This is a genomic window from Stenotrophomonas sp. INTA L402-1, assembly GCF_059295135.1.
Window position 1 is genome coordinate 150,046 of record NZ_JCAFWP010000002.1, and the last position, 24,508, is coordinate 174,553.

17 protein-coding genes and 2 pseudogenes are annotated in these 24,508 nt (G+C 64.7%); 9 read left to right on the top strand and 10 right to left on the bottom strand.

Features of this window, described 5'->3' with window-relative positions; all coding sequences use genetic code 11:
• Positions 1-82: 82 nt before the first annotated feature.
• From AC5O77_RS03425 to AC5O77_RS03435, 3 genes and pseudogenes are all read left to right on the top strand, one after another.
• Positions 83-1,858 (top strand): annotated as a pseudogene (locus AC5O77_RS03425) (TonB-dependent receptor domain-containing protein); the annotation flags it as partial.
• 186 nt (positions 1,859-2,044) lie between these two features.
• Positions 2,045-4,147, top strand: coding sequence for a M13 family metallopeptidase (locus AC5O77_RS03430; RefSeq protein WP_049398732.1), 2,103 nt, complete (start codon positions 2,045-2,047; stop codon positions 4,145-4,147).
• A gap of 308 nt (positions 4,148-4,455) precedes the next feature.
• Complete coding sequence (locus AC5O77_RS03435) at positions 4,456-6,462, top strand: M13 family metallopeptidase (RefSeq protein WP_478057006.1); 2,007 nt, start codon at positions 4,456-4,458, stop codon at positions 6,460-6,462.
• Positions 6,463-6,573: 111 nt separating this feature from the next.
• On the opposite strand, the gene AC5O77_RS03440 is transcribed toward AC5O77_RS03435, so the two are convergent.
• The gene (locus AC5O77_RS03440; protein ID WP_478057007.1) at positions 6,574-6,795 is read right to left on the bottom strand and encodes a transposase; all 222 of its coding nucleotides are present in this window, start codon (positions 6,793-6,795) and stop codon (positions 6,574-6,576) included.
• Between the two features lie 34 nt (positions 6,796-6,829).
• Here AC5O77_RS03440 and AC5O77_RS03445 point away from each other — a divergent pair.
• Both AC5O77_RS03445 and AC5O77_RS03450 read left to right on the top strand, forming a co-directional pair.
• A pseudogene (locus AC5O77_RS03445) lies at positions 6,830-7,469 on the top strand (transposase); the annotation flags it as partial.
• A gap of 188 nt (positions 7,470-7,657) precedes the next feature.
• Positions 7,658-8,860: an ISL3 family transposase gene (locus AC5O77_RS03450; protein WP_478057018.1), complete on the top strand. Its 1,203-nt coding sequence runs from the start codon at positions 7,658-7,660 to the stop codon at positions 8,858-8,860.
• A gap of 71 nt (positions 8,861-8,931) precedes the next feature.
• Here the strand turns inward: AC5O77_RS03450 and AC5O77_RS03455 are convergent, their stop codons facing one another.
• Positions 8,932-11,955, bottom strand: a complete 3,024-nt coding sequence (locus AC5O77_RS03455; RefSeq protein WP_478057019.1) for a TonB-dependent receptor — start codon at positions 11,953-11,955, stop codon at positions 8,932-8,934.
• A 316-nt stretch (positions 11,956-12,271) separates the two neighbouring features.
• Here AC5O77_RS03455 and AC5O77_RS03460 point away from each other — a divergent pair, with 316 nt between their 5' ends.
• Positions 12,272-12,766, top strand: coding sequence for a VOC family protein (locus tag AC5O77_RS03460; RefSeq protein ID WP_032128230.1), 495 nt, complete (start codon positions 12,272-12,274; stop codon positions 12,764-12,766).
• 78 nt (positions 12,767-12,844) lie between these two features.
• A complete protein-coding gene (locus tag AC5O77_RS03465) occupies positions 12,845-14,428 on the top strand; it encodes a phytoene desaturase family protein (protein ID WP_478057008.1) in 1,584 nt (527 codons plus the stop codon).
• A gap of 140 nt (positions 14,429-14,568) precedes the next feature.
• Here the strand turns inward: AC5O77_RS03465 and AC5O77_RS03470 are convergent, their stop codons facing one another.
• The 7 genes from AC5O77_RS03470 to AC5O77_RS03500 form a co-directional block, all read right to left on the bottom strand.
• A complete protein-coding gene (locus AC5O77_RS03470; protein ID WP_005410509.1) occupies positions 14,569-15,243 on the bottom strand; it encodes a rhomboid family intramembrane serine protease in 675 nt (224 codons plus the stop codon).
• A 93-nt stretch (positions 15,244-15,336) separates the two neighbouring features.
• Positions 15,337-15,675 (bottom strand): MGMT family protein, encoded by a 339-nt coding sequence (locus tag AC5O77_RS03475; RefSeq protein ID WP_317217438.1) that lies wholly within the window; start codon positions 15,673-15,675, stop codon positions 15,337-15,339.
• Positions 15,672-16,592 (bottom strand): DMT family transporter, encoded by a 921-nt coding sequence (locus AC5O77_RS03480; protein WP_478057009.1) that lies wholly within the window; start codon positions 16,590-16,592, stop codon positions 15,672-15,674. Before AC5O77_RS03480 ends, AC5O77_RS03475 begins: the two co-directional genes overlap by 4 nt.
• A 188-nt stretch (positions 16,593-16,780) precedes the next feature.
• Positions 16,781-18,139: a glutathione-disulfide reductase gene (gene gorA, locus AC5O77_RS03485; protein ID WP_293799514.1), complete on the bottom strand. Its 1,359-nt coding sequence runs from the start codon at positions 18,137-18,139 to the stop codon at positions 16,781-16,783.
• Positions 18,136-19,386 (bottom strand): NAD(P)/FAD-dependent oxidoreductase, encoded by a 1,251-nt coding sequence (locus AC5O77_RS03490; RefSeq protein WP_293799512.1) that lies wholly within the window; start codon positions 19,384-19,386, stop codon positions 18,136-18,138. Before AC5O77_RS03490 ends, gorA begins: the two co-directional genes overlap by 4 nt.
• A gap of 3 nt (positions 19,387-19,389) precedes the next feature.
• Positions 19,390-20,634: a DUF418 domain-containing protein gene (locus AC5O77_RS03495; protein WP_494506479.1), complete on the bottom strand. Its 1,245-nt coding sequence runs from the start codon at positions 20,632-20,634 to the stop codon at positions 19,390-19,392.
• Positions 20,635-20,733: 99 nt separating this feature from the next.
• A complete protein-coding gene (locus tag AC5O77_RS03500; protein WP_049398704.1) occupies positions 20,734-21,216 on the bottom strand; it encodes an FKBP-type peptidyl-prolyl cis-trans isomerase in 483 nt (160 codons plus the stop codon).
• Between the two features lie 73 nt (positions 21,217-21,289).
• Between AC5O77_RS03500 and AC5O77_RS03505 the strand changes: the two genes are divergently transcribed.
• On the top strand, positions 21,290-21,868 hold the full coding sequence (locus AC5O77_RS03505) for a C40 family peptidase (RefSeq protein ID WP_065428014.1): 579 nt from the start codon (positions 21,290-21,292) through the stop codon (positions 21,866-21,868).
• Positions 21,869-21,999: 131 nt separating this feature from the next.
• Positions 22,000-22,773: a C40 family peptidase gene (locus AC5O77_RS03510; protein WP_053091065.1), complete on the top strand. Its 774-nt coding sequence runs from the start codon at positions 22,000-22,002 to the stop codon at positions 22,771-22,773.
• Positions 22,774-23,034: 261 nt separating this feature from the next.
• On the opposite strand, the gene AC5O77_RS03515 is transcribed toward AC5O77_RS03510, so the two are convergent.
• Positions 23,035-24,369, bottom strand: coding sequence for a dicarboxylate/amino acid:cation symporter (locus AC5O77_RS03515; protein ID WP_046988032.1), 1,335 nt, complete (start codon positions 24,367-24,369; stop codon positions 23,035-23,037).
• Between the last annotated feature and the right edge of the window lie 139 nt (positions 24,370-24,508).

The window sequence follows — 24,508 nt, forward strand, 5'->3', positions numbered from 1 at the left end:
CACCGTGCGCGTGCAGAACCGCGATGGCACCAGCACCGTCCGTGCCGTGTCGCGCGACCCGAACGTAGCTGAAAGCAATCTGGTGATGAATCGCTTCAACGTCGACGCTGGCCGTCGTGGCGAGAAGATCGAACGCCAGACCAGCCGCGTGGTGTTCGGCCTGGAAGGCAATCTGGGCGAAAGCTGGACGTATGAAACGTCGGCCAACTTCGGCCAGACCACCATCGACCGCGTCAACCTGAACAACCGCATCACCGAGCGCTGGCACGCTGGCATGGACGTTGCGCGCGATGCCAGCGGCAAGCTGGTCTGCCGCGCGTCGCTGGACCCCAATGCGATCAACCCGAACACCGGGCAGCGCTACAACCAGGCTCTGATCGCAGGCTGCGTCCCGTTCAGCGTGTTCGGCAACGGTGCCATCCCGGCTGACGCTGCAGCATGGTTCAACACATCTTCGCTGAACCAGTCGAAGCTGAAGCAGCAGGTGTTCAGCGCCTCGGTGGCGAACAGCTCCCTGTTCTCGCTGCCGGCGGGTGACGTCGGCTTCGCGGGTGGCGTGGAGTACCGCAAGGAGCAGAGCCAGGAAAACACCGACGCGCTGTCGGCACTGGGCCTGACCTTCCTCAACGCGATCCCGAGCCGCGGTGGCGAATACAGTGTGCGTGAAGTCTTCGCCGAAACCACCGTCCCGCTGTTGGCCGACCTGCCGCTGATCCGCCGCTTGAACCTGGATCTCGCCGGCCGCTGGTCGGACTACAGCTCCGTCGGCGACACCAAGACCTGGAACGTCGGTCTGGATTGGGAAGTGTTGAGCTCGCTGCGCGTCCGCGGCTCCTATGCCAGCGCGGTGCGTGCTCCGAGCATCGGCGAGCTGTACAACCCGCAGTCGCAGAACTTCGCCACCATCAATGACCCGTGCAACACGCTGTCAACCAACAGCAACCGCCCGGCCACCGCAAAGGACCCGGCCCTGCGCGCCGCCAACTGCGCCGCACTCGGCATTCCGAACAACTGGGTGGATACCTACACCGCGACCCGTCCCGGTGTCAGCGGCGGCAATCCGAACCTGAAGGCCGAGGAAGCCAAGACCCTGTCGTTCGGCTTCGTGTGGCAGCCCGAATTCCTGCCGGGCTTCGGCATGTCGATGGACTACTGGCGCATCACCCTCACTGATGCGATCGGCGCAGTCACCGCACAGACCCTCGCAACCCGTTGCGTGGACTCCCCCGGCGGCGTGCAGAACAACTCGTTCTGCAACTCGATCAAGCGTGCTCCGGTTGGCGGCTACACCTCGCCCACCGGTACCCCGTTCCCGGAATACAGCATCTACAACTGGACCGCGATTTCCGAGAACCTGGCCAAGTCCCGTCGCGTCGGCGTCGATCTGGAAATGGACTACCGCTTCGACCTGCTGGGTGGCTTCACCACCCTGCGAGTTGTTGGTACCCGCTTGATCCAGTCGCGCGAATGGGCCTTCCAGTCCTTCCCGGACGAGTTCACCGAGTACGTCACCTACTACACCGACCCGCGCTGGCGCGGTCAGTTCAGCGCCAGCTACAAGCGTGGCGACTGGCGCGCTTCGTGGGACATGACCTACGTTGACGGCAACCTGCGCGTGACCCCGGACAGCTACAACTCCAACCCGGGTTCGCAGAGCCCGATCCGCAACCCGTCGTACCTGTACCACAACATGCAGGTTGGCTATAAGTTCCCCGGTTCGGGCATCGACGTCTACCTGGGCGTGGACAACGTGTTCGACAAGGATCCGCCGGTGAACTACTTCGGTGCGGACGCGGGTGCGGCGTTGTACGACAGCATCGGTCGCTACATGTATATGGGTATCACCTACAAGTTCTGATCCATCCGGACTTGGACACCCGCAGACCCGGCTTTTGCCGGGTCTGCTTTTTTGTGCCCGCGAAGCCCCCCCTTGCGCCCGGCCATGACCTTCGACACCCTTGCGGGGCAGGCCGGCGGCGTATTGTTCGGCCCACGGCCGTCCCCGCGGCCCTTCCCTGACTCACTCGGCCTGGAGGCCATCAAAGTGACCCGTACTCCCAAGATCGTGCTGCTGACCCTGGCCGTTTCGGCCGCGCTGGTCGGCTGCGGCAAGAACGAAACCCCGGCCAAGGATGCCACCGCCTCCACGCCGGCTGCGGCCGAAGCCACCAACTACACGCTGGACGAGAGCAAGCTGCCGGCCTACAACGCCTTCCAGCCCAGCGATCTGGATGCCAGCAAGGACGCCTGTGGCGCCTTCGGCGACTACGTGAACAGCAAGTGGCTGGCCGCCAATGAAATTCCGGGCGACCGCACCAGCTGGGGCGCGTTCACCATCCTCGACGAGCGTTCGGTGGCCGTACAGCACCAGTTGGCTGAACAGGTCGCGCAGGTCAAGAACCCGAACCATATCGAGAAGATCGTCGGCGACCTGTGGGCCACCGGCATGGACGAAGCCAAGATCAATGCCCAGGGCATCGAGCCGCTGAAGGCCGACCTGACCGCGATCGACGGCCTGCAGGACAAGGCGGCCATCGCCGACTACCTGCGCAGCAGCGCGGCCAAGGGTGACAACGTCCTGTTCGGCTTCGGCGCCGAAGCCGACTTCAAGAACTCGGCCGTCAACCTGGCCTACGCCAGCCAGGGCGGCCTGGGCCTGCCGGACAGCACCTACTACACCGATGCCAAGAACGCCGACAAGCTGAAGGCCTACCAGGCACACGTCGCCAAGGTGCTGGAGCTGTCCGGCGTCGCCGCTGCCGACGCTGCCAAGCAGGCCGAGGACGTGGTCAAGTTCGAGACCCGCCTGGCCAAGGCCTCCAAGTCGCGCGTCGAGCTGTCGCGCAACGTCGAGCTGTACTACAACCCGGTCACCCTGGCTGACGCCGACAAGCTGACCCCGAACTTCAGCTGGACCGAGTTCTTCAAGTCGCAGGGCGTAGCCGCGCCGGAGAAGTTCTCGCTGGCCATGCCGGCCTTCCATGAGGAAGTGAGCAAGGCGCTGGGCGATACCGATCCGTCGGTGTGGCGCGCCTACCTGCGCTTCCACACCGTGGACAGCGCCTCGCCCTACCTGGCCGATGCCTTCGTTCAGGAGAACTACGAGTTCTACGGCAAGACCCTCAACGGCCAGAAGGAACAGAAGCCGCGCTGGAAGCGCGTGCTGGGCACCATCGAGAACGACGCCGGTGAAGCCTTCGGCCAGCTGTACGTGAAGGTTGCCTTCTCGCCGGAAGCCAAGGCGAAGATGGAAGAGCTGGTGAAGAACCTGGCCGCTTCGCTGAAGGAACGCATCCAGGGCCTGAGCTGGATGAGCGATGAAACCAAAGCCAAGGCCATCGCCAAGTGGGAAACCTTCACCCCGAAGATCGGTTACCCGGACAAGTGGCGTGACTGGGCGGGCCTGCAGACCCAGCGCGACAGCTACCTGGGCAATGTGCGCGCGGCCAGTGAGTTCAACTACAAGTTCAACCTGTCCAAGATCGGCAAGCCGGTGGACAAGACCGAGTGGGGCATGACCCCGCAGACGGTCAACGCCTACTACAACCCGCTGCAGAACGAGATCGTGTTCCCGGCCGCCATCCTGCAGCCTCCGTTCTTCGATCCGAAGGCCGACGACGCACTGAACTATGGCGGCATCGGTGCGGTGATCGGCCACGAAATGACCCACGGTTACGACGACCAGGGTGCACGCTTCGGGCCGACCGGCAACATGGAAGACTGGTGGACTGCCGCTGACAAGAAGAACTTCGAAGGCTTGACCGGCAAGCTGGTCAAGCAGTTCGACCAGTACAAGGTCGACGGCCAGGCCGTGAACGGTCACCTGACCCTGGGCGAGAACATCGCCGACCTGGGCGGCCTGGCTACCGCCTACGACGCCCTGCAGAAGGCCTCCGCCGGCAAGGAAGATGCAAAGGTCGATGGATTCACCCGCGACCAGCGCTTCTTCTTCAACTGGGCCACCGTGTGGCGCACCAAGTACACCCCGGAAAACGCCAAGGTCCGCCTGGCCACTGACCCGCACGCGCCGGCGCAGTTCCGAGCCATGGGTGCGCCGTCGAACCTGCCGACCTTTGCTGCGGCCTTCCAGTGCAAGGCCGGTTCGCCGATGGCCCGCGCCGGCGAGCAGCAGGTGGTGATCTGGTAAGCCCTGGCTGATGCCATGGTAGACCTGCAGAGGCCCGGGAATTCCCGGGCCTTTGTTTTTTGCGGCGCCCGTCATCCACGCATGGCGTGGATCTGCTGCGCCTGTGCAGGCCCACGCCGTTGGTAGATGCCGACCTTGGTTGGCGCACAGCATGGCGGAGCCACCGTGATGCGTGCATGCGGTGTCGATGCCGCACACCCGGTAGCGCCGGACCATGCCCGGCGGATACGCCGTGATGCGTGCATGCCGCGCCCATGCGCGGCTTGCTATAGTGCGCGCGCCCTCAATCCATCACGGATTCGTTCCACATGCCCAATTTCCGTCCGCTTGCCATCGCCCTGGGCATCAGCCTGGCGACTCTGGTCCCGACCCACGATGCCTTCGCCGCCAAGAAAAAGGCCGCGCGTGCCCCGGCTGTCAGTGCCCAGTGCAGCGACTTCTACGACGCCACCAATGCAGGCTGGCTGAAGGCCAACCCGGTGCCGCAGACCGGCGCCACCACCGCGCTGGGCCAGCTGGTCGACCGCAGCCGCCAGCAGCAGCGTGAACTGCTCGACGCAGCGATGAAGGCGCCGCAGGGCAACGTGCAGAAGCTGCTGGGTGACTTCTGGGCCAGTGGCCTGGACGAAGCTGCCGTGGAAGCAGACGGCTCCAACCCGATAGCCCCGCTGCTGACCCGCATCAACGCCATCAAGAAGGCCAAGGATGTGCCGGCCTCGATCGCCGCGCTGCACCAGGTCGGCATCCCGGTGGCCTTCAACTTCGGCCCGGACGTCGACCTGAAGGCACTTGACCGCCACATCGGCTACTTCATGCAGGGCGGCATGGGCCTGCCGGATCCGGCGTTCTATACCCGTACCGATGCCGACACCGTGGCCCTGATGGGGCGCTACCGCAACTACGTCAAGCAGATCCTGGCGCTGACCGGCACCCCAGCCGCCAAGCTGGATGCCGAGTCGCAGGCGGTGATCGCGCTGGAAACCGAGCTGGCGCGCAATGCGCAGTCGCTGGCCGGCATCAACAACCCGTTCAACAACTACGCGCCGATCTCCACCAAGGAGCTCAACAGCCGCTACCGCAACCTGCAACTGGATGCCTTCCTGAAGGCACAGGGCGTGGATGACGACCTGGTCTCGCTGGCCGACCCGGGCCTGTTCAAGCAGCTCGACGGCATGGTCACCAAGCTCAAGCCCGACCAGTGGAAGGCCTACCTGCGCTGGCGAGTGGGCGACTCGATGGCGCCGTACCTGTCCAAGGCCTACCGCGACGCCGAGTTCGAATTCCGCGGCCGCGTGCTGCGTGGCGAGACCCTGCCGCCGCAGCGCTGGGAAGACGTGCTGGAGGCGATCAACGTGGCCGCTGGCCCGATGGTCGGTCGCGAATACGCTGCCCGTTACCTGTCCGCCGAAGATCGTCGCCAGGCGGCGTGGATCGTCGACAAGGTGCGCGAAGTGCAGATCGAAGCGGTCAAGAACAGCAGCTGGATGAGCACCGAAGCCAAGGCCGAAGCGCAGGCCAAGCTGGCTGCGCTGAAGATCGAGATCGGCACCCCGCTGCGCGACCTCGACTACAGCGTGCAGCCGATGGGCCGCGGTTCGTTCGGTGGCAACATGCTGATTGCTTCGACCTGGCGCCATCGCGAGGAAATGAAACGCATCGGCAAGGGCAACGCCGACCGTCGCTGGGACGTGCTGCCGCAGCAGCCTTCGCTGGCCTACGATCTGGCCCAGAACCGCCTGATCGTCACCGCCGCGATCCTGCAGGGCCCGGTGTTCAACGCCAAGGCCGACGCTGCCGACAAGTTCGGCAGCTTCGGTGGCCTGGTCGGCCACGAACTGACCCGAGCCATCGATGCCAAGGGCGCACTGGTGGACGCCAAGGGCGAACTGCGCAGCTGGTGGACTCCGGCCGACAAGACCGCCTGGACCCTGCTCGGCAACCGCATCGCCGCGCAGTACGGCGCCTACGACTTCCCGGGCGTGAAGGGTGCCAAGGTCAACGGTGCGCTCACCCAGGAAGAGAACCTGGCCGACATCGCGGGCCTGGAACTGGCCTGGGCGGCCTACGTCGCACAGGAGCCAAAGGCCAAGCAGGCGCAGCAGCAGGGCTTCTTCCGTGCCTGGTCGGCGCTGTGGGCACAGCAGCTGTCGCCGAACGAGGCCGTACGCCGCCTGACCGCCGACATCCGTGCACCGGGCGTGTGGCGCAGCAACGGCACGCTGGCCAACCTGCCGGCCTTCGGCGCCACCTTCAGCTGCAAGGCCGGCCAGCCGATGCAGCGCAGCGAAGCCGACCAGATCAAAGTCTGGCGCTGATCGTGCGGCCATAGCGACAACAGAAAAAGGCCGGCGAAACAGTCTGTGTAACAAGCAGCCGAGCCGGTCGATACAAGCAACGCCCCGTCAGGGGCGTTGTTTGTTTTGGTGTCAAGCGAGCAGCGTCCGCCTCATTGCCTGCGCCCCCAGCATCGCCATGGCTCGCTTGAGGTTCCAGACAATGGTTGCGATTGCCATTTCCGCTGTTGCCCCGGCCAAACCGCGCATCAGTAGCCGCGGATGACCAAAGATCCGGTACTTCAGGCCCGCAAACGGGTGCTCCACCGTGCAGCGATCCCTGCGCATGGCCTCTGGCGTTGCGCGCTGGTGCATCCCTTGTAGCGCCTCCTCATGCAGGTGACGCGTGCGGATCGTTACGCGCAAACTGCACCATTTGATCGAACCGAAGCTACAGGCGGTGGGCATCACCCTGGGGCGCGACCGATTGTCAGAGGTGCTTCAAGAACCACGCCTGTTGGTGCCAACAGATCCGGCTTATCGCAAGACCACCGACAGCCATCATCGCTTCCGGAGGCATCCGAACCTGCTCGAACCGGACGAAGGTTGCGTGACACCCACCGGTATCGGACAGGTATGGGTAGCGGATATCACCCATCTGCCGACGCGGGGGAAATTCGTATAACTGAGCCTGGTCACGGATGCATGGTCACGCAAGATCGTGGTCTGGAACGTGCATGAAACGCTGCAGACAGAGCAGGTAGCTCAGGCACTGGAGATGACATTGAAAGGAAGAAAGACATAGCAGAAGCTGATCCATCACTCTGATCGCGGCATCCAGTACTGCTCGGACTACTACTAGAAGATCCATGCGCGGCATGGCCAGACCTGCTCGATGACCGGCGACTACGACTGCTATCGGAACGCTTCATCGCCCACGGGACCTGGGACAGGCCCGCCAGATGGTGGGTGAGGCAGTAGAGATCTACAACGCTGAGCGCCCCCACCTGGGCCTTAATGTGCAGACGCCCGATGCAATGCATCGGGCGTCCTTGGCCTGCCGGCTGCCGGACCATCCCCCCCCCCGTAGATGTCTACCTATGGTAGGTCGGGTCATGCGAGTCACTCCCAAAAAAAGGGTTCTTCTCCCATCTGAGGGGAGAGGCTCACGGCCGACCCGCTAGATTGTGGTTGTCGAGACTACAAACTGGGGCCGGCCGTGGCCAAGCTGGATTGTATGCCGTTGTTGGGGGACTGGGCGGGGTATCGCCTGGATGGTTGGAGACGCGAGGTTCGTCATGGGGTCTCGTGGCTGGTACTTTCGCTGCTTCCCGATGGACGCCGCAGGCACCGCTGCAGCGGCTGTTCCAAGTGGGTTACCTCCATCCACGACCATGTGATCCGGCGTATCCGTGATCTGCCTGTTTTCGATGAGCCGGTCGAGCTGGAGGTGCAGCGGCAGCGCGTGGCCTGCCCTCGTTGCGGGCCGAAGCTGGAGCATCTGGACTGGCTGGATCGGCACTGCCGGGTCACGCAACGACTCGCAAAGAGCGTTGCACAGATGTGTGCTACCACGTCGATCCATGCCACAGCCAGATGGCACGGACTGGACTGGAAAACCGTCAAGGCGCTTGATTTCAGGCACTTGCAGCAGACGTTGGGACCGGTGGACCTCTCCGGATTCCGTATTCTTGCAATGGACGAATTCGCGATCCAGAAGGGCCATCGCTACGCCACGGTGATAGTAGAGCCGTCCCGCAAACGAGTGCTATGGGTTGGGCGTGGTCGTAGCCGAGCGGATGTTCGCCCCTTTTTCGAGCTGTTGGGCCGGGAGGGCTGCGAACGTATCCAAGTGGTCGCCATGGACATGAATTCGGCATTCGACCTAGAAGTGAAAGCCCAATGCCCAAATGCCGAAGTGGTCTACGACCTGTTCCATGTGGTGGCCAAATACGGCCGGGAGGTCATCGACAGGGTCCGCGTGGATGAAGCCAACAGGCTGCGCCAGGACAAACCTGCTCGGCGTGTGGTGAAGACCTCTCGCTGGCTCTTGCTGCGCAACCGGCAGAATGTCCCGGCGGATCAACGAGTGAAGCTCAAGGAGCTGCTGGCTGCCAACAAGGTACTACTGACGGCCTATGTGCTGAAAGACGACTTGAAGCAGCTCTGGCGCTACCGTAGCCAGGCTTGGGCAGCAAAAGCGTGGAAGAGCTGGCGACAGCGCGCATTGCGTAGCCGCCTGGAGCCCCTGCGAACGTTTGTCCGTCGCCTACAGCCCTATCTGGCAGGCATTCTGGCTCATTGCCGGTGGCCCCTCGGAACGAATCTGGTCGAGGGGATCAACAACAAGATAAAGGTCATAAAGCGCGTCGCCTACGGATACCGGGACGACGCCTATTTCTTCCTCAAAATCCGAGCCGCCTTCCCCGGAGTTGGGTGAAGAACCAAAAAAAGACCCCGGCATTGCCGGGGCCCAATTCATCTCATGGAGAGGTCGACACGTGACTACGATCAGAAGTCGTAGGACGCACTGACACGGACCGAACGCGGTGCGCTGAAGAACGTGCCCATACCATAGGTGTTCGACACGGTGTAGGGGGCATCCTCATATACCGCATCGGTCTGCACGGCACGACGCTGATTGAGCACATTGAAGACATCCAGACCGAAAGCCAACTTGTGATCGGCAAACGCAGGGCGATACATCACACCCAGATCCACGCGCGTGGTCCATGGCGTACGGCCGGCGTCACCCGGGCGCGACGGCGTGCCACCACAATAGTGATACGCCGCATCGTAACCCAAAGGATCGCTTTCATCGGTGCCGTAGTAGCCCAGGCAGCTCTTCGGCATTCCGGACATGACACGCAGGGTCGCCGACGCCGACCACTCGTCATTGAACATGTATGCACCATAGCCCTTCAGCTGGTGGCGCCGGTCGTTGGCGAGGTACCCGCCCGCGTATTCCATCAACGCCCCAGCATCCCAGTCCTGAGTCTTGGAAACATCATCCTGTCCGATGTCCGACTTCACCTGGCCTTCGGTGTTGCCGAAGTTGCGCGACCAGGTGTAGTCCAAGCGGCCATACCACTTGTCACTCAGCGGATGCTCGATGAACAGATCCACAGCAATGTAATCGCGCTTGGCCTTCTTGTTCCCGAAACCCCAGTCTGCCGAACTCATCCTTACAGGCGTATAGCCCGAGCCATCCGCATGCTTGAGCATGATGGTGTTCGTCTTGCCGGGATTGAAGATCACGCAACCTGGGATCACCAGATCGCTTGAATCAACGCCCATCGCGTCCAGCTTGTCGATGATGCGGTCCGAGTCACAGGTGTCGTCGATAGCTGACTGCAGGCGGCGATAGGTGAATTTAGCACCGGAGTTCCAGCGCTCACCCAGCGTCTTCTCGAAACCAAGAATGAGTTCGTCCTGATACTGCGACTTCAGGTCTGTTGGAGCTACCGACAGCGGATCCGGGGTCTGGCCGTACTCGTTGTTGGACGACACCGGACCCGGGCCAAGCGCGGTGAGGCCCGTCGGAACACCGTTCTCATCAATGCCATTGTAGGCAAAGTACTCGCGGGTGAAGGTCGATGCCGAAGCACCACGAATGGCCACACTGTTCGGAAGTGCCAGGTAGTAGCGGCCGAGGTTGGCGAACAACTTCAGCGACGAATCGCCGAACACGTCCCAGCTTGCACCAAGGCGCGGCGCCCACTGATCGCCACTCTCCACATAAGGCTTGGCATCACTGTTGTAGTTGGTGAACTTGTCGTTGCGGACGCCGATGGTCAGCAACCAGTTCGGCGTGACTTGCCAGCGATCCTCCAGGTAGTAGGCCTTCTGCTTGACTGACATGCTGGTGGTCGTCGAGAGGATGTACTTCTGCACGAAGTAGCCATCACCCGGCGGTGGCGCGATGTCGAAGCGCGGGCTCGGCGATTCGCCGGGTTCGACACGGCCATAGATCCACGCATAGCCGGGGCCCGTGACCTTCTGGCCTTCGTTGTGCCCCTGGTAATACATGTTGTCGATACCACCGGTCAGCTCGTGGTCACCGATGCGATACTGCAGATCCAGTCGCAAGCCGCGAGTCTTGCTGCCCGCATCTGCAGCCTTTTCATAGAGCTCAGGCTGGCTGTTGCGGATCGGACGCCCGCCCGTGATGGCCGGGTCCTGGTTACCCGGAGCACTGAGATAGGGGATGCCGGACGAGGCCGGGTTGGATTCCAGGTTGATCTGCTTGCTGCGTCCCCAGACCGCGCTGAGGGTCAGGTCATCAGTCAGGTAGCCGGTGTACTTGAAAATATCGAAATCGTCCTTGACCTTCGTGGTGTTCGGGAAGGTACCGGTGCGATCGCCTTCGGTCAGGTCGTCGTACTCGAACGACCGATAGTAGCCACCAGTGCGATCGGTGTTCTGCACACGGGTGTACTCAAGGGTATTGCTGTCGTTGATGTTCCAGTCGATCTTGCCGTAGAACTTCGGCGTGTCGATCGTGTAGTGGTTGCGAACCTGTTGCGAAGCCGCCGCACTGTTCGTCGACACGCCTTCCGTACGGTCCTTCTCGGCGGCCAGATGGATGAACAGGCGATCCTCGATCAACGGGCCACTGGCATAACCGCTGTAGGTGGTGCGAGTCGCGGCATCGTCCTTGCGGTAGCGATAAAGGCTGCCACGTAGCGAGTCCTTGGTATAGGCATAGCCTGCAGGCAACTCCCGGTCCGGATACATCACCGTCGCTGCGGAGGCGGCCAACGAGTCAGGTGCCCACGTAGCCTGCACACCAAAATGCCATTCGTTGGTACCGCGCTTGCCCAGCTGATTGATCACGCCACCGGTGGAGCGACCATAGCCGGCACCGTAGCCGCCCATGTAGGTTTCCTGCTGGTCGATCGAGCCATAGGGAAGGCTGACACCTCCGAGGTTGCTGAGCGGGTTGGAGGCGTTGAAGCCATTGAGGTAGTAGGCGTTCTCGGTAACGCTGGAGCCACCGAACGACAGCACCGACCGCGAACCATTGGTAAAGGATCCACTACCAGACACCACACCCGGCGCCAGCAACGCAATGGCTTCGGCGCTACGGCCCAGGGGCAGCACGTCGAGTTGCTCGGAGGTGATCACCGACTTGGAGACAGTGTTGCTGACGTCGATCTTCGGCACGTTGGCGGCGACGACATTCACCGTACCCAGCGTGGTCGCTCCGGCCGCGCCGCCCCCAAACGACACCTCGGTGCCACCGCCCACCCTCAGCAGCACGTTCTCGCGACGCTCGACGGTCTGGCCATCGCGCTGCTGGGTGATGGTGTACTTGCCTACCGGCAACGAGCCGAGGTTGTAGCGGCCACTGCTGTCGACCGTCGCCGAGCGGGTCAGGCCGGTGTCGCTCTGCACGACAATGGTGGTGCCGGCGGGGGCGTTGCCGAACAGCGAGCCGGTGGTGCTCTGCGCGGCGGCGGCGCCAATGAATGAGGTCAGGACGACTGCGAGGGCGGTGCGCTTCAACCGTGCAACGTTGGTGCGGCTGGTCATGAAGTTTCCTTGATTCAGTGAGATCAGGCGTCTGTGGCAATTCCGCTGCAGCGAAGCGAAGGCTTCACGACAACTGAACCCGATCTTAATTTCATCAATAAAACACATGCAACGGCAGATGAACGGATGTAACCATTTGATCTTTAAAGACTAATTTCGACACAATAGTGAATACCGCACATATTTCATTTATCTTTCAGTCACTTGCAGCCGTCTCCAGCGCCCTGAGGCACCTCCGCGCACGCGGTGTCAGCGGATGCCGGATTAACGGTCGACGTGCTATCGCTGGCATCTCACCCGCTGCGGAGCCACGCTGATGGCGCACAAGAACACGATCTGTGTCTGGTATGACAACGGCGCGCTCGAGGCCGCCACCTTCTACGCCAGTATCCTGCCCGACAGCGCGGTGACCGCCGTGCATCACGCCCCCGGTGACTATCCGGACGGCAAGGAAGGCAACGTACTGACCGTCGAATTCACGGTCTGCGGCATCCCCTGCGTCGGCCTCAACGGCGGCACCGCGTTCAAGCACAGCGAAGCGTTTTCCTTCCAGATCCAGACCGAGGACCAGGCCGAGACCGACCGCCTGTGGAATGCGATCGTCGGCAACGGTGGCCAGGAGAGCCAATGCGGCTGGTGCAAGGACCGCTGGGGCATCTCCTGGCAGATCAGCCCGCGCATGCTCATCGAAGCGGTGACCAGCCAGGACAAGGCACTGGCCAAGCGCGCATTCAACGCGATGATGCCGATGAAGAAGATCGACATCGCCACCATCGAAGCAGCGATCAAAAAAGGGGACGGAGGGGATTAAGTCGTTTTTTCCCCATTGCCGGTGACCCCATGCGAATTGCGACTTAATCCCCTCCGTCCCCTTTTTCGCGAGGTGCAGATGACCTGGGATGCGATCATCGTTGGCGGTGGCCACAACGGCCTGGTCTGCGCGGCCTATCTGGCACGTGCCGGAAAGAAGGTGCTGGTGCTGGAACGTCGCGGCGTTCTTGGCGGCGCTGCGGTCACCGAGGAATTCCATCCCGGCTTCCGCAATTCGGTCGCCTCGTACACGGTCTCGCTGCTGCAGCCGAAGGTGATCGACGACCTGCAGCTGCATGCGCATGGGCTGCGCATCGTCGCGCGCCCGGCCAACAACTTCCTGCCATTGCCCGACGACCGCTATCTGTTGTCGGCTCCTGGCCGCACTCAGGCCGAGGTGGCCAAGTTCTCCGAGCGGGATGCGCAGCGCTTGCCCGCGTACGAGGCACGCCTGGAAATCTTCGCCGACGTACTGCGCGCATGGGCCCTGCGCGCGCCGCCGGACCTGGGGGCAGCGGGCGGTTGGCGTGCCCTGCCCGCCCTGTGGCAGATGGGCCGTCTCGGTCGTGAACTGGCGGCGCTGGATGCGCCACTGCGGCAGGAACTGCTGGACCTGTTCACGCTGTCGGCGGCGGAGTACCTGGACCGCTGGTTCGAGAGCGAGCCGATCAAGGCGCTGTTCGGCTTTGATGGCATCGTCGGCAACTACGCAAGCCCGTATACAGCGGGCAGTGCCTACGTACTGCTGCACCACGTATTCGGCCAGTGCAATGGCGTAAAAGGTGCGTGGGGCCACGCGATCGGCGGCATGGGCGCGATCAGCCAGGCCATCGCCAGTGCGGCGCGCGAGGCCGGGGCCGAACTGCGCGTGGATGCCGGTGTGCAACAGGTACTGACCGAACAAGGCCGCGCCGTGGGGGTGGAACTGGTCAACGGCGAAACCCTGCGTGCACGCGCGGTGGTGGCCAACGTCAATCCGAAGCTGCTGTACGAACAGCTGCTGGAGCCGACGCAGGTACCCGCTGCCACACGCGAACGCATGACGAACTGGCGCTGCGGTTCCGGCACCTTCCGGATGAACGTGGCGCTGTCGCGGTTACCGGACTTCCGTGCCCTGCCCGGCCCCGGCGATCACCTCAGCGCCGGCATCATCATGGCCCCCAGCCTGGACTACATGGACCGCGCCTGGCTGGATGCGCGCCGCGAAGGCTGGTCGCGCGAACCGATCGTAGAGATGCTGATTCCGAGCACGCTGGATGATTCACTGGCGCCGCGCGGGCAGCATGTGGCCAGCCTGTTCTGCCAGCACGTGGCGCCGGTACTGCCCGACGGGCGTCACTGGGATGATCACCGCGAGACTGTGGCGGACCTGATGATTGCCACCGTCGAACGGTATGCGCCCGGCTTTGCCGGCAGCGTGCTCGGTCGGCAGGTGCTGTCGCCGCTGGATCTGGAACGCACCTTCGGCCTGGTCGGCGGCGACATTTTCCACGGTGCGCTCAGTGCCAACCAGTTGTTCTCGGCACGGCCGATGGTCGGCCAGGCCGGCTATCGCGGTGCCCTGCCCGGTCTGTACCTGTGCGGTGCGGGCACCCATCCCGGTGGTGGCGTCACCGGTGCGCCCGGGCACAATGCCGCGCAGGTGGTGCTGCAGGATGGGTAGAGGTGTGCCGACCAACGGTCGGCACCTACCGCGTCAAATGATCCCATTCAAAGCGTGCCAACCTAGGTTGGCACCTACCCGCGTGGGACAAGGCGTGCCGACCAACGGTCGGCACCTACAGCGTCAAATGATCCTTCGGATCATTTGACGCTGCGCAGATGGTTGGGGCGCTTCGGCGGGCCAGGCGGGCGGCGCTTGTTGAACGGCGGCTGCCCGCGCCAGTAGCGGATCAGCAACCAGCCGAACAGCATGCCACCGAGGTGCGCGAAGTGGGCCACGCCGGGCTGCCAGCCGGTCATGCCCAGCACCAGCTCGCCCACACCGAACAGGATCACGAAGGTCCGTGCCTTCATCGGGATCGGCGGGAACAGCAGCATCACCCGCTGGTTGGGGAACAGCATGCCGTAGGCCAGCAGCAGGCCGAACACGCCGCCGGAAGCACCCAGCACCGTGGCCGGGTTTTCCAGCAGCGTCCCCACCAGCAGCTGGCAGACACCGGCACCGGCCACGCACACCAGGTAGTACAGCAGGAAGCGCTTTTCGCCCCAGGTCTGCTCCAGCGGCGCGCCGAACATGAAGACCGCCAGCATGTTGAAGAACAGATGGCCGAAGCTGCCATGCAGGAAGCCATAGGTCAGCAGCTGCCACGGCTGGAAATTGCCGCCCGGCGAGAACGCATCGAAGCCCTGCTGCAACGGCTGCAGCATGAACGGCTCGAAGGTCTGCATGCCGAGCAGGAACGGCTGCTGCAGCAGGAACAGGATCGCGTTGGCGATCAGCAGGGCCTTGGTGACGGTTGGCAGTCGCGGGAACATGGGAGCACCGGCATGGAACGGCCTCCATCATAGCCGCAGCACCGTGTCTTGTTGGCGACCGGCAGGAGTAGCCTGTTCAGTCGCCAGCGGTGCTCAGCCCGGGCCCCACACGGCCGCATCCAGCGCTGCCGCCGGATCGGTCGCTGGCATCCGCACCCGGCCATTCTCGACCACCACGCCCTCGGCACGCAGCCGCTGCGACTGCTCGCGCCAGCCGGCCGACCCTTCTTCCATGGCGATGCGCCCATCCGAGCGCAGCACGCGGTGCCAGGGCAGGTCCGGGTCATCGTTCTGGCCGAGGATGCGCGCGGTCAGGCGCGCACGCCCGGGCAGGCCCGCGCGCAGCGCCACCTGCCCATAGCCCATCACCTGCCCCGCCGGGATCGCGCGGATCACCGCCAGGATGCGCGCGCGCGCCTGCTCAGGCGTCAGCGCCGCAGGCGGGTTAGCAGCAGAACGCCGATCAGCACCAGCACGGTGCCGGCGATCTGCGCCGGCCCCATCGGTTCGTCGAGCAGCCATAGGCTCATCACGATGGTGGAAACAGGGCCCAGCATACCGACCTGCGCGGCCAGCGACGAACCCACGCGCTGCACCGCCAGCATGATCGCCAGCACTGGCAGCACCGTGCACACGGTGGCATTGACCAGCGACAACCACTGCACCGGCGCCGGTGCCTGCCACAACAACGGCAGCGGATGGGTCACCGCGAAATGCAGCAGCACCAGCACGCTGGCCACGCAACTGGCATAGGCAGTCAAACGCACCGCGCCGATGCGCGCGACCACCTGGCCGCTGCCGAACAGGTATAGCGCGTAGCTGAGTGCACTGCCCAGCACCAGCAGACTGCCGAGGATGATCTGCCCGCCCTCACGCTGCAGGTCGTGGCCGAACGCCAGCAGCACGCCCAGATAACTCAGCACCAGCGCGCCGATCTGCCATCGGCCCGGCCGCTGGCGCGCCAGCAGCACGTTGATCAGCAGCACCAGGGTCGGATTCAAGTACAGGATCAATCGTTCCAGGGTCACGCTGATGTACTGCAGGCCCTGGAAGTCGAGCAGGCTGGACAGGTAGTAGCCGGTGAAACCCAGCCACAGCACACGGGCTCGGTCGGCCCAGGACAGTGGTTCGGCCCGACGCGCGGCCCACAGCGCCATCAAAACGAACAGCGGCAGCGCCATCAGCATGCGCAGGGCAAGCAGCGTGGTGGCATCCACGCCGTGACGCAGGCCGAGCTTGACGATGATCGCCTTGCCGGAAGCAGCGATGGCGCCGATCGCGGCCAGGCCGATCCCCCCCAGCGCAATGCGTGGGGAGGCGGTGGCGATACGGGAAGCGGGATTGGACATCAGGACGACGGCGGGCCGCTCGGAGCGGCTGGGGAAAGCGCGGGGGCGGCCATTGTCGCACGGAGCCGTCCGGTGCCCGCCCTGTAGAGTCGAGCCAAGCTCGACTGTCTTTCCACCGCAGTCGAGCATGGCTCGACTCTACAAAGAGCGACGGCCGAGCATGGGCTCGGCTCTGCAGCAACCGCAGGTCAGCGCATCAGCACCACTTCCTCGGCCGAGGTCGGGTGGATCGCCACGGTGTCATCGAACTGGGCCTTGGTCGCGCCCATCTTCACCGCCACCGCGAAACCCTGCAGGATCTCGTCGGCCGCTTCGCCCAGCAGGTGGATACCCACCACGCGTTCTTCCGGGCCGGCGCAGACCATCTTGAACAGGCTGCGCTGTGTACCGTTGGCCAGCGCCTGCAGCATCGGTCGGAAACGGCTGTGGTAAACGCTCACCTGGTCGAAACGCGCGCGCGCTTCTTCCTCGCTCATGCCCACCGCACCCAGCGGCGGGTGCGAGAACACCACGCTGGCCACATTCTCGTAATCCATCTTCGACTGCGGGCGGCCACCGAACAGGCGATCCATCAGGCGCCGCGACGCCGCCACCGCCACCGGAGTCAGGCCGACTTTGCCGGCGATGTCACCCACCGCGTGCACGCTCGGCACGCTGGTGGTCTGCCATTCGTCCACCTGCACCTGCTGATGTTCGCCAATGCCGATGCCGAGCGCTTCCAGGCCCAGATCACGACTGTTGCCGCGGCGGCCGGTGGCGAAGAACACCGCGTCGAACACGCTGTCGAGCGGGCCGTCATGGCCGAACGCACGCACCCGTTCGCCATCGCGCTGCAGTTCGCGCAGGCGATAGCCGAAATGGATGCGCACACCCTGCTGCTTCAGGTTCTCGGCCAGCTGATCAGTCAGCTCGTAATCGAAGCGATCCAGCAGCCGTTGGCCACGCACCAGCAGGCTCACCTTGCTGCCCAGTGCCTGCAGCAGGCCGGCCAGCTCCACCGCGATGTAACCGCCACCGATGATCGCCACCTCGGCCGGTGCCGCACGCAGATCGAAGAAATCATCGGAGACCAGGCCCAGTTCCGCGCCGGGGATATCTGGACGCAGCGGGTGCGCGCCGGTGGCGATCAGGATGTGCTCGGCGCTGTAACGCACGCCATCACTGCAGGCCACGGTATGCGCATCGAGCAGATGGCCGCGCGCCGGAATGCGCACCACGCCGGTCTCATCCAGGCGTTTGTGGTAGCTGGTGTGGATGTTGCTGATGTAGGCCTGGCGATGGATCACCAGTTCCTTCCACGACAGCGCCGGGCGCGCCTGAACATCGAAGCCCATCGCACTGGCCAGGCCGATGCGCTCGTGCAGGTCGGCCGCCAGCCACATCGCCTTCTTCGGCACGCAGCCAACATTGACGCAGGTCCCGCCCAGCTCACCGGGCTCCAGCATGGCCACGCGCTTGCCGTGCTGCGCGGCGCGGATCGCGCCGGCCAGGCCGGCGGAGCCGCCGCCAAGGACGATCAGGTCGTAATCATAGGATGCAGTGCTCATCGGAATCGCTCGGGTCGGTAAGGGGCAGGATCGATCGCTGGCGTGCGGCCGCAGACGAGATCGGCGATCAGCTGGCCGGTGCCGGCGCTCATGCTGATGCCGAGCATGCCATGCCCCGCTGCAAGCCAGACGTGAGGATGCGCGGGCGCGCGGCCGATCAACGGCACGTCGTCCACGCTCATGGGGCGCCACCCGCACCACTGCTCCTGGAGCTGCGCACCGCGTGGCGCGCGCAGGTAGCGGTCGGCGGCCTGCTGCAGGGCCTGCAGGCGGGCCGTGCGCAGCTGCGGGTCGGCACCGGCGAATTCCATGGTGCCGCCCAGTCGTAACGCCTCGCGCCAGGCAATCACGAACACGGAATGGTCCTTCAGCACCACCGGGCGCTGCGGCACCTGCACCGGTCGCGACCAGGTCAGCGAGTAACCTTTGCCGGGCTGGATCGGTACGCGCAGATCCAGCTGCCGTGCCCAGCGCGGCGACCACGGCCCGGTGGCCAGCACCAGCTCGCGTGCGTGCAGCGTGCGTTCGCCGACGTGCACGCGCACACCCTGCGCGTGGGCGCTGAAATCCTGCACGTCCGAGTGCTCTTCGATCACCACGCCCTGTGCACGCAGCACGCGCGCCAGTTCGGCGGTGTAGCGGTCCGGACGCAGCTGCGCATCGCCGGGGAAGTGGATCGCGCCGGCAATGCGATCATGGAAAGCTGGATTGTCGCGCGCATAGTCGGCGCCATCGATGCGCGCCGTGGCGATGCCCTGCGCGTTCAGTGCCTCACACTCAGCGGCGTGGCGATCGAAATTGCGGGCATCGCCAAACACGTAGTCCAGACCGTGGGTATCGAATTCGCAGTCCAGCGCATGCACCTGCACCCACTGTGCCAGGCGCAGCCGGGAATCATTCAGCAGCGCAGCGCGGGCGCGCGTGGCCTGCAGCCAGTCGCGGGCATTGCAGCGTGCGCTGAACTGCAGCAGCCAGCGCCACAATGCAGGGTCCAGTCGCATACGCACGTACAACGGCGCACGCGGATCGAGCATCCAGCGCAGCGCGCGCAACGGTACGCCAGGCGCTGGCAGCGGCGGCGCGTGGCTGGGGGTGATGGTGCCGCAGTTGCCATGCGAGGTCGCGCCGCCGACACGCCCATGGTCGATCACGCGTACCTGCCGGCCCTGTGCGCGCAGCGCGAGCGCGACGGCCAGTCCAATGGCACCGGCGCCGACCACGATCACATCCTCGCGCGCGCCCTGCATCGATCAGCCCTGCCCGGCCCCGCGCCGCATCGGCGGCCACTGCCGGTAGGTCATCGCACGCCACAGCCATTCCATCGGCCCGAAACGGAAGCGGCGCAACCACGCGTGCGAAATGCCCACCTGCACAGCGAACAGCAGTAGTGCGAACAGCAGCTGCACGCTGCGCGGCATCACCTCGAACCATCCCAGTCCGTAGTGATAGAAAAGCAGCGTGCAGACCAGCGACTGCGCCAGGTAATGGGTCAGCGCCATGCGCCCCACCGGCGCCAGCCAGGCCAGCCGCGTGCGCCAGTGCACGATCCACGCCAGATAGCCCAGGCACATCGGCAGGCCGCCTATGGTCACCAGGCCCATCGCCGCCGTCACCGGCAGGTTGTACGCACCGGGTGCCAGGTAGGGTTTCCAGGCAACCCCCAGCAGCGTGACCAGCAGGCCCAGCGGCAACGCGATCCAGCGCAGCGACGCGTACAGCCGCGGGAAGCGCTCCGGCGCCGCCAGCGCGCCACTGCCGGCGAACCAGCTGCCGATCAGGAACATGCCCAGCACTTCCGGACCGGTGATCAGCAGCGCCCCCATCGACGTACCGAACTCACTCAGGCGCTGCACATTGGCCTGCGCCCAGCTGCCCTGCCCGTACACCTGCCGCTGCAGCTCAATGCTCCGCTGCGCCTCGGCAAGCATGCCCTGCACATCTTCGGCCGAAGCCATCGACACCATCGCGCCGACCAGCAGCATCATCGCCACACCGCCGAGGTAGACCATCAGCCCCATCCACGGCAGCCAGCTGCGTGGCGCCTCGCGGCAGGCCAGCAGCGGCAACGAGATCAGTGCATACATCACCAGAATGTCGCCGGACCAGACCAGCAGTGCATGGCACAGACCGATCAGCAGCAAGCCAGCGCTGCGGCGCAGGTAGAACGGGGTGAAGTCGCGCCCGGCGGCCTCAGCGCGCTGCGCCATCACCGCGAAGCCGGCACCGAACAGCAACGAGAACAGGGTGAAGAACTTGCCCTGCACGAACACGTAGACAAAGGCATCGGCCCAGTAGTCGATGCCCTGCCAATGCACGTCGATGCCGGTGAACGCCAGGTCCAGCGGCCCGCTGAAGGCCTCGATGTTCATCAGCAGGATGCCCAGCAGCGCAGCACCGCGCAGCACGTCAAGCACGGCGATGCGTTCGCCGGAAGCCACCGGCTGCAGGGAAGGAGAAGCGGCGTTCACAGGGCGTCCGTCGGGCAGGTCCGCCATTATGCCGCCGGCCTGCGCGCCATGGATGGCCGCGCCGTGTTCCACAAACGCAACGGCCCGCCGAAGCGGGCCGTTGCTGCCATCACGATCGCGCTGCGATCAGTGCTGGTGACCGCCGTCGCCGTGGACGTGGCCGTGGTCGATTTCTTCCTTGCCGGCTTCGCGCACATCGACGATTTCCACGTCGAAGTGCAGGTCCTTGCCGGCCATCGGATGGTTCAGGTCGACGTCGACGACGCTCATGCCGACCTTCTGCACGGTCACCGCACGCGGGCCGAAGTTGGTCTGCAGCACGACCTGCTGGCCCGGAGCCAGCTTGGTGTTGCCGAAGTGCTTCTTCGGCACGCGCTGGGACAGGCCCTCACGGCGCTCGCCGTAGGCATCGGCAGCGTTGACGTCGACGCTGAAGGTCGCACCGGCTTCCTTGTCCATCATGGCGTTTTCCAGGCCCGGGATGATGTTGCCGTGGCCGATCAGGATCGCCAGCGGCTCGCCGCGGTCCTTGGACGATTCGATCGGCTCCTGGCCGACTTCGGAAACGGTGTAGTGGAAGCGGACAACGCGGTCTTTTTCGATCTTCATGCGCAACTCTGTCTGGATCTGCCGGAGGCAGGCGGGTTGGGGCGGGTTGTCGCCCGGCGGGGACGCCGCCATCATGACGGCCAATCCTAAGGTGGCGCATTATCCGGAGATCATGCACATCACGCCAGTTTCGTCCGGCCTGCGCCGGCTCCTCGCCCCGGCCCTGCTGCTGGCCCTGCCCGTGCTGATGACCGCCTGCGGCGGCGGCAAGGCCACCCGACCCGCGCCGCCCCCGCCGACCGCGAACTGGCCGAAGACCGTGCCGGACAATCCCGAGGCGGCCAACTCGGTGCTGATGCGCGCCATCAGCCTGGTCGGCACCCCCTATCGCTATGGCGGCAATACCCCCGACTCCGGCTTCGACTGCAGCGGCCTGGTGGCCTACGTCTACCGCGAGATGCTGGACCTGAAACTGCCGCGCACCTCGCGCGACCTGGCGGCGGTACAGGGCCCGAAGATCGACCCGCAGCGCCTGGCCACCGGCGACCTGGTGTTCTTCGGCAGCCGCGGCAGCGTCACCCATGTCGGCATTTATGTGGGTGAAGGGCGCTTCGTGCACGCGCCGAGCACCGGTGGCACGGTCCGGCTGGACTCGCTCAGCGGTCCGTACTGGAAGGACCACTACACCGGGGCGAAACGCGTCCTTCGCTAAGATGAACAGGCGATATGTTCAAAATTGTGACGCACATCACCATGCAACTAACGATTTACTAACGGAATTTTTAACTTATTGCCGCTTTTACAGGGCATGATGCCCCATCGTTTTTTTCCTGTGACCGACGCGTGACGACTGACGACCTGAAAAGCGAAGGCCAGACTTCCGTATCTTCACGTAGTGCCCGCCCGCTGTTGCTTGGCCTGGCACTGTGCCTGACCAGCCTTCCGGCCTGGTCGCAGACTGCTCCGAACCGTTCCGATGTGACCCCGGCCCCGGTGGCCGAGAGCACCCCCCGACCGGCCGCCAAGGCCGAGGCTGCCGCTCCGCAGCGCAGCCGCGTCGATGCCGCCGCCAGCGCCACGCTGGCCGCCCTGCTGCCGCACCTGGCTGCCAACGACACCATTCCGCTGATGGACCGCTCGGCCGTGGTGGCCGGTGATCTCAGCCGCCTGCTCGCCAACTACGACACCAGCAGCGCCGCCAATGGCAGCGTTGTCGGCACCGCCGCCGACAACGGCAAGGTGCAATCGCTGCTGCGCCGCGCGATGACCCTGCTGGGCACCCCGTACCGTTGGGGTGGCAGCAACCCGGACAGCGGTTTCGACTGCAGCGGCCTGGTCGGTTACGTGTTCCGCTCGGCCCTGGGTATCGAGCTGCCGCGCGTCTCCCGCGAAATGGCGCACGATGACAACGCCGAACTGATCAACGACCGCACCGCACTGGCTGCCGGTGACCTGGTGTTCTTCGGCCGCAAGGGCCGCGTCGACCACGTCGGCATCTATGTTGGCGATGGCCGCTTCCTGCACGCACCGAGCTCCGGCAAGGACGTCCGCGTGGACACCCTGCTCAGCGGCTACTGGGGCAACAAGTTCATGCAGGCCCGCCGGGTCGATCTCTGATCTGACCGGTTGGCGCTACCGCGCCGCCTCACACGAGAAAGCCGCTGCCCTGCAGCGGCTTTTTTGTTTGCGCCCCCACTGGGTGCCGACCTTGGCCGGCACTGCGCCACCTGCCCCAGTGGGTGCCGACCGTTGGTCGGCACTGCGGCCATCCACGCATGGCGTGGATCTACCAGGGACCTACCCTGATCGGCACCGCGCCAGTCAGCTCCAAAACAAAAAGCCCGCCGGTCAGGGCGGGCTTTTCATCTCCACGCAACCTCAGCCGCGTGGCGGTGTCGGGTCGGGATCATCCACGCCCACGTTGCTGGACGGGTTGTCATACACCGCCTGGTCAAGCAGGCCGGTTTCCTTGGCCACGATCACCGGCACCAGCATCTGGCCCGTCACGTTCGTCATCGTGCGCATCATGTCCAGGATGCGGTCGATGGCATACAGGTAGCCGATGGTCTCCAGCGGCAGGTTGGCTGCGCTCAGCACCACCGTGGCCATGATCACCGCGGTACCGGGCACGCCGGCCGTACCGAAGCTGCCCAGCACCGAGGCGATCAGCACCACCACGTACTGTTCCGGGGTCAGCGGCACACCGCTGTACTGCGCGATGAACACCGCGCACAGCGCCGGATAGATCGCGCCGCAGCCATCCATCTTGATGCTGGCGCCCAGCGGCACCGCGAACGAACCGTAGTCCTTGTTCACGCCCAGGTTGTGGGTGATCGAGCGCAGCGCCACCGGCATCGCGGCGAAGCTGGACGAGCTGACGAAGGCGACCTGCATGCCCGGCGCCGCGCCACGGAAGAACTTCAACGGGTTCAGGCCGTGCGCCAGCAGCAGTGCGCTGTAGACCACCACGATGTGCAGTGCGCAGGCCACGTACAGCGCCAGCACGAAGTGGCCCAGCGGCAGCAGCTTCTCGAAACCGTAGCTGCCGACCAGGCCAGCAATCAGGCCGAAGGTGCCGATCGGGGTGACTTCCAGCACGAAGCGCGTCACCTGGATCATGATGTCGCTCATCTGCCCGACCAGCTTGCGCGCCTCGGTCACCTTCTCGCCCAGCTTGACGATGGCAAAGCCGACCAGGCCAGCGAAGAAGATCACTGGCAGGATCGAGCCGCGACCGGCAGCCAGCACGGTCTCACCGGCCGCATTGACCTTGGTGCCGATGCCGGACAGCGCGTAGAAGACATTGGCCGGCACCACGTCCAGCAGCACCTGCACCACGCTGGGCACTTCGCGCGGCACGTAGTTGCTGGCCATCGACAGCTGCAGGCCACCGGCGCCGGGCTGCAGCACGGTACCCACGCCAAGGCCGACGCACACCGCCAACGCGGCGGTGATCACGAACCACAGGAAGGTGCGGCCACTGAGCGCGGCGACCGACTTCTGGCCGTGCAGCGACGAGATTGCGTTGATGACCGCGAAGAACACCAGCGGCACGGCGATCATCTTGATCAGGGTGACGTACAGCTCGCCGAGCGGGCCGAACCACGTTTCCGCGGCCGGGCCGAGCGCCCAGCCGGCCAGCGCGCCGAGCACGAAGCCACCGACCACGCGCTGCCAGAATGGAATCCGCAGCCAGGCAGAGACCAGCTTCATAGGCAATCCAGAGGGGAAGGAAGGGATGCTGGCACGATAGCCCAAGGCGGCCCGCAGAACGACCGCCCGGCCGGCAAATCAGTGTGTCATCGGCGTGCCTTGCGAGGGCGGGCATAATGAACGTCCCGTTACAGTTTGT

What these genes read in the sequence shown, in the direction of transcription:
- AC5O77_RS03500 (WP_049398704.1), bottom strand. Translation starts at nt 21,216, where the DNA reads ATGAAGATCGAAAAAGACCGCGTTGTCCGCTTCCACTACACCGTTTCC.
- AC5O77_RS03505 (WP_065428014.1), top strand. Translation starts at nt 21,290, where the DNA reads ATGACGGCCAATCCTAAGGTGGCGCATTATCCGGAGATCATGCACATC.
- AC5O77_RS03480 (WP_478057009.1), bottom strand. Translation starts at nt 16,592, where the DNA reads ATGTCCAATCCCGCTTCCCGTATCGCCACCGCCTCCCCACGCATTGCG.
- AC5O77_RS03495 (WP_494506479.1), bottom strand. Translation starts at nt 20,634, where the DNA reads ATGGCGGACCTGCCCGACGGACGCCCTGTGAACGCCGCTTCTCCTTCC.
- AC5O77_RS03465 (WP_478057008.1), top strand. Translation starts at nt 12,845, where the DNA reads ATGACCTGGGATGCGATCATCGTTGGCGGTGGCCACAACGGCCTGGTC.
- AC5O77_RS03440 (WP_478057007.1), bottom strand. Translation starts at nt 6,795, where the DNA reads ATGCACCAGCGCGCAACGCCAGAGGCCATGCGCAGGGATCGCTGCACG.
- AC5O77_RS03460 (WP_032128230.1), top strand. Translation starts at nt 12,272, where the DNA reads ATGGCGCACAAGAACACGATCTGTGTCTGGTATGACAACGGCGCGCTC.
- AC5O77_RS03455 (WP_478057019.1), bottom strand. Translation starts at nt 11,955, where the DNA reads ATGACCAGCCGCACCAACGTTGCACGGTTGAAGCGCACCGCCCTCGCA.
- AC5O77_RS03490 (WP_293799512.1), bottom strand. Translation starts at nt 19,386, where the DNA reads ATGCAGGGCGCGCGCGAGGATGTGATCGTGGTCGGCGCCGGTGCCATT.
- AC5O77_RS03515 (WP_046988032.1), bottom strand. Translation starts at nt 24,369, where the DNA reads ATGAAGCTGGTCTCTGCCTGGCTGCGGATTCCATTCTGGCAGCGCGTG.
- AC5O77_RS03470 (WP_005410509.1), bottom strand. Translation starts at nt 15,243, where the DNA reads ATGTTCCCGCGACTGCCAACCGTCACCAAGGCCCTGCTGATCGCCAAC.
- AC5O77_RS03435 (WP_478057006.1), top strand. Translation starts at nt 4,456, where the DNA reads ATGCCCAATTTCCGTCCGCTTGCCATCGCCCTGGGCATCAGCCTGGCG.
- AC5O77_RS03450 (WP_478057018.1), top strand. Translation starts at nt 7,658, where the DNA reads ATGCCGTTGTTGGGGGACTGGGCGGGGTATCGCCTGGATGGTTGGAGA.
- gorA (WP_293799514.1), bottom strand. Translation starts at nt 18,139, where the DNA reads ATGAGCACTGCATCCTATGATTACGACCTGATCGTCCTTGGCGGCGGC.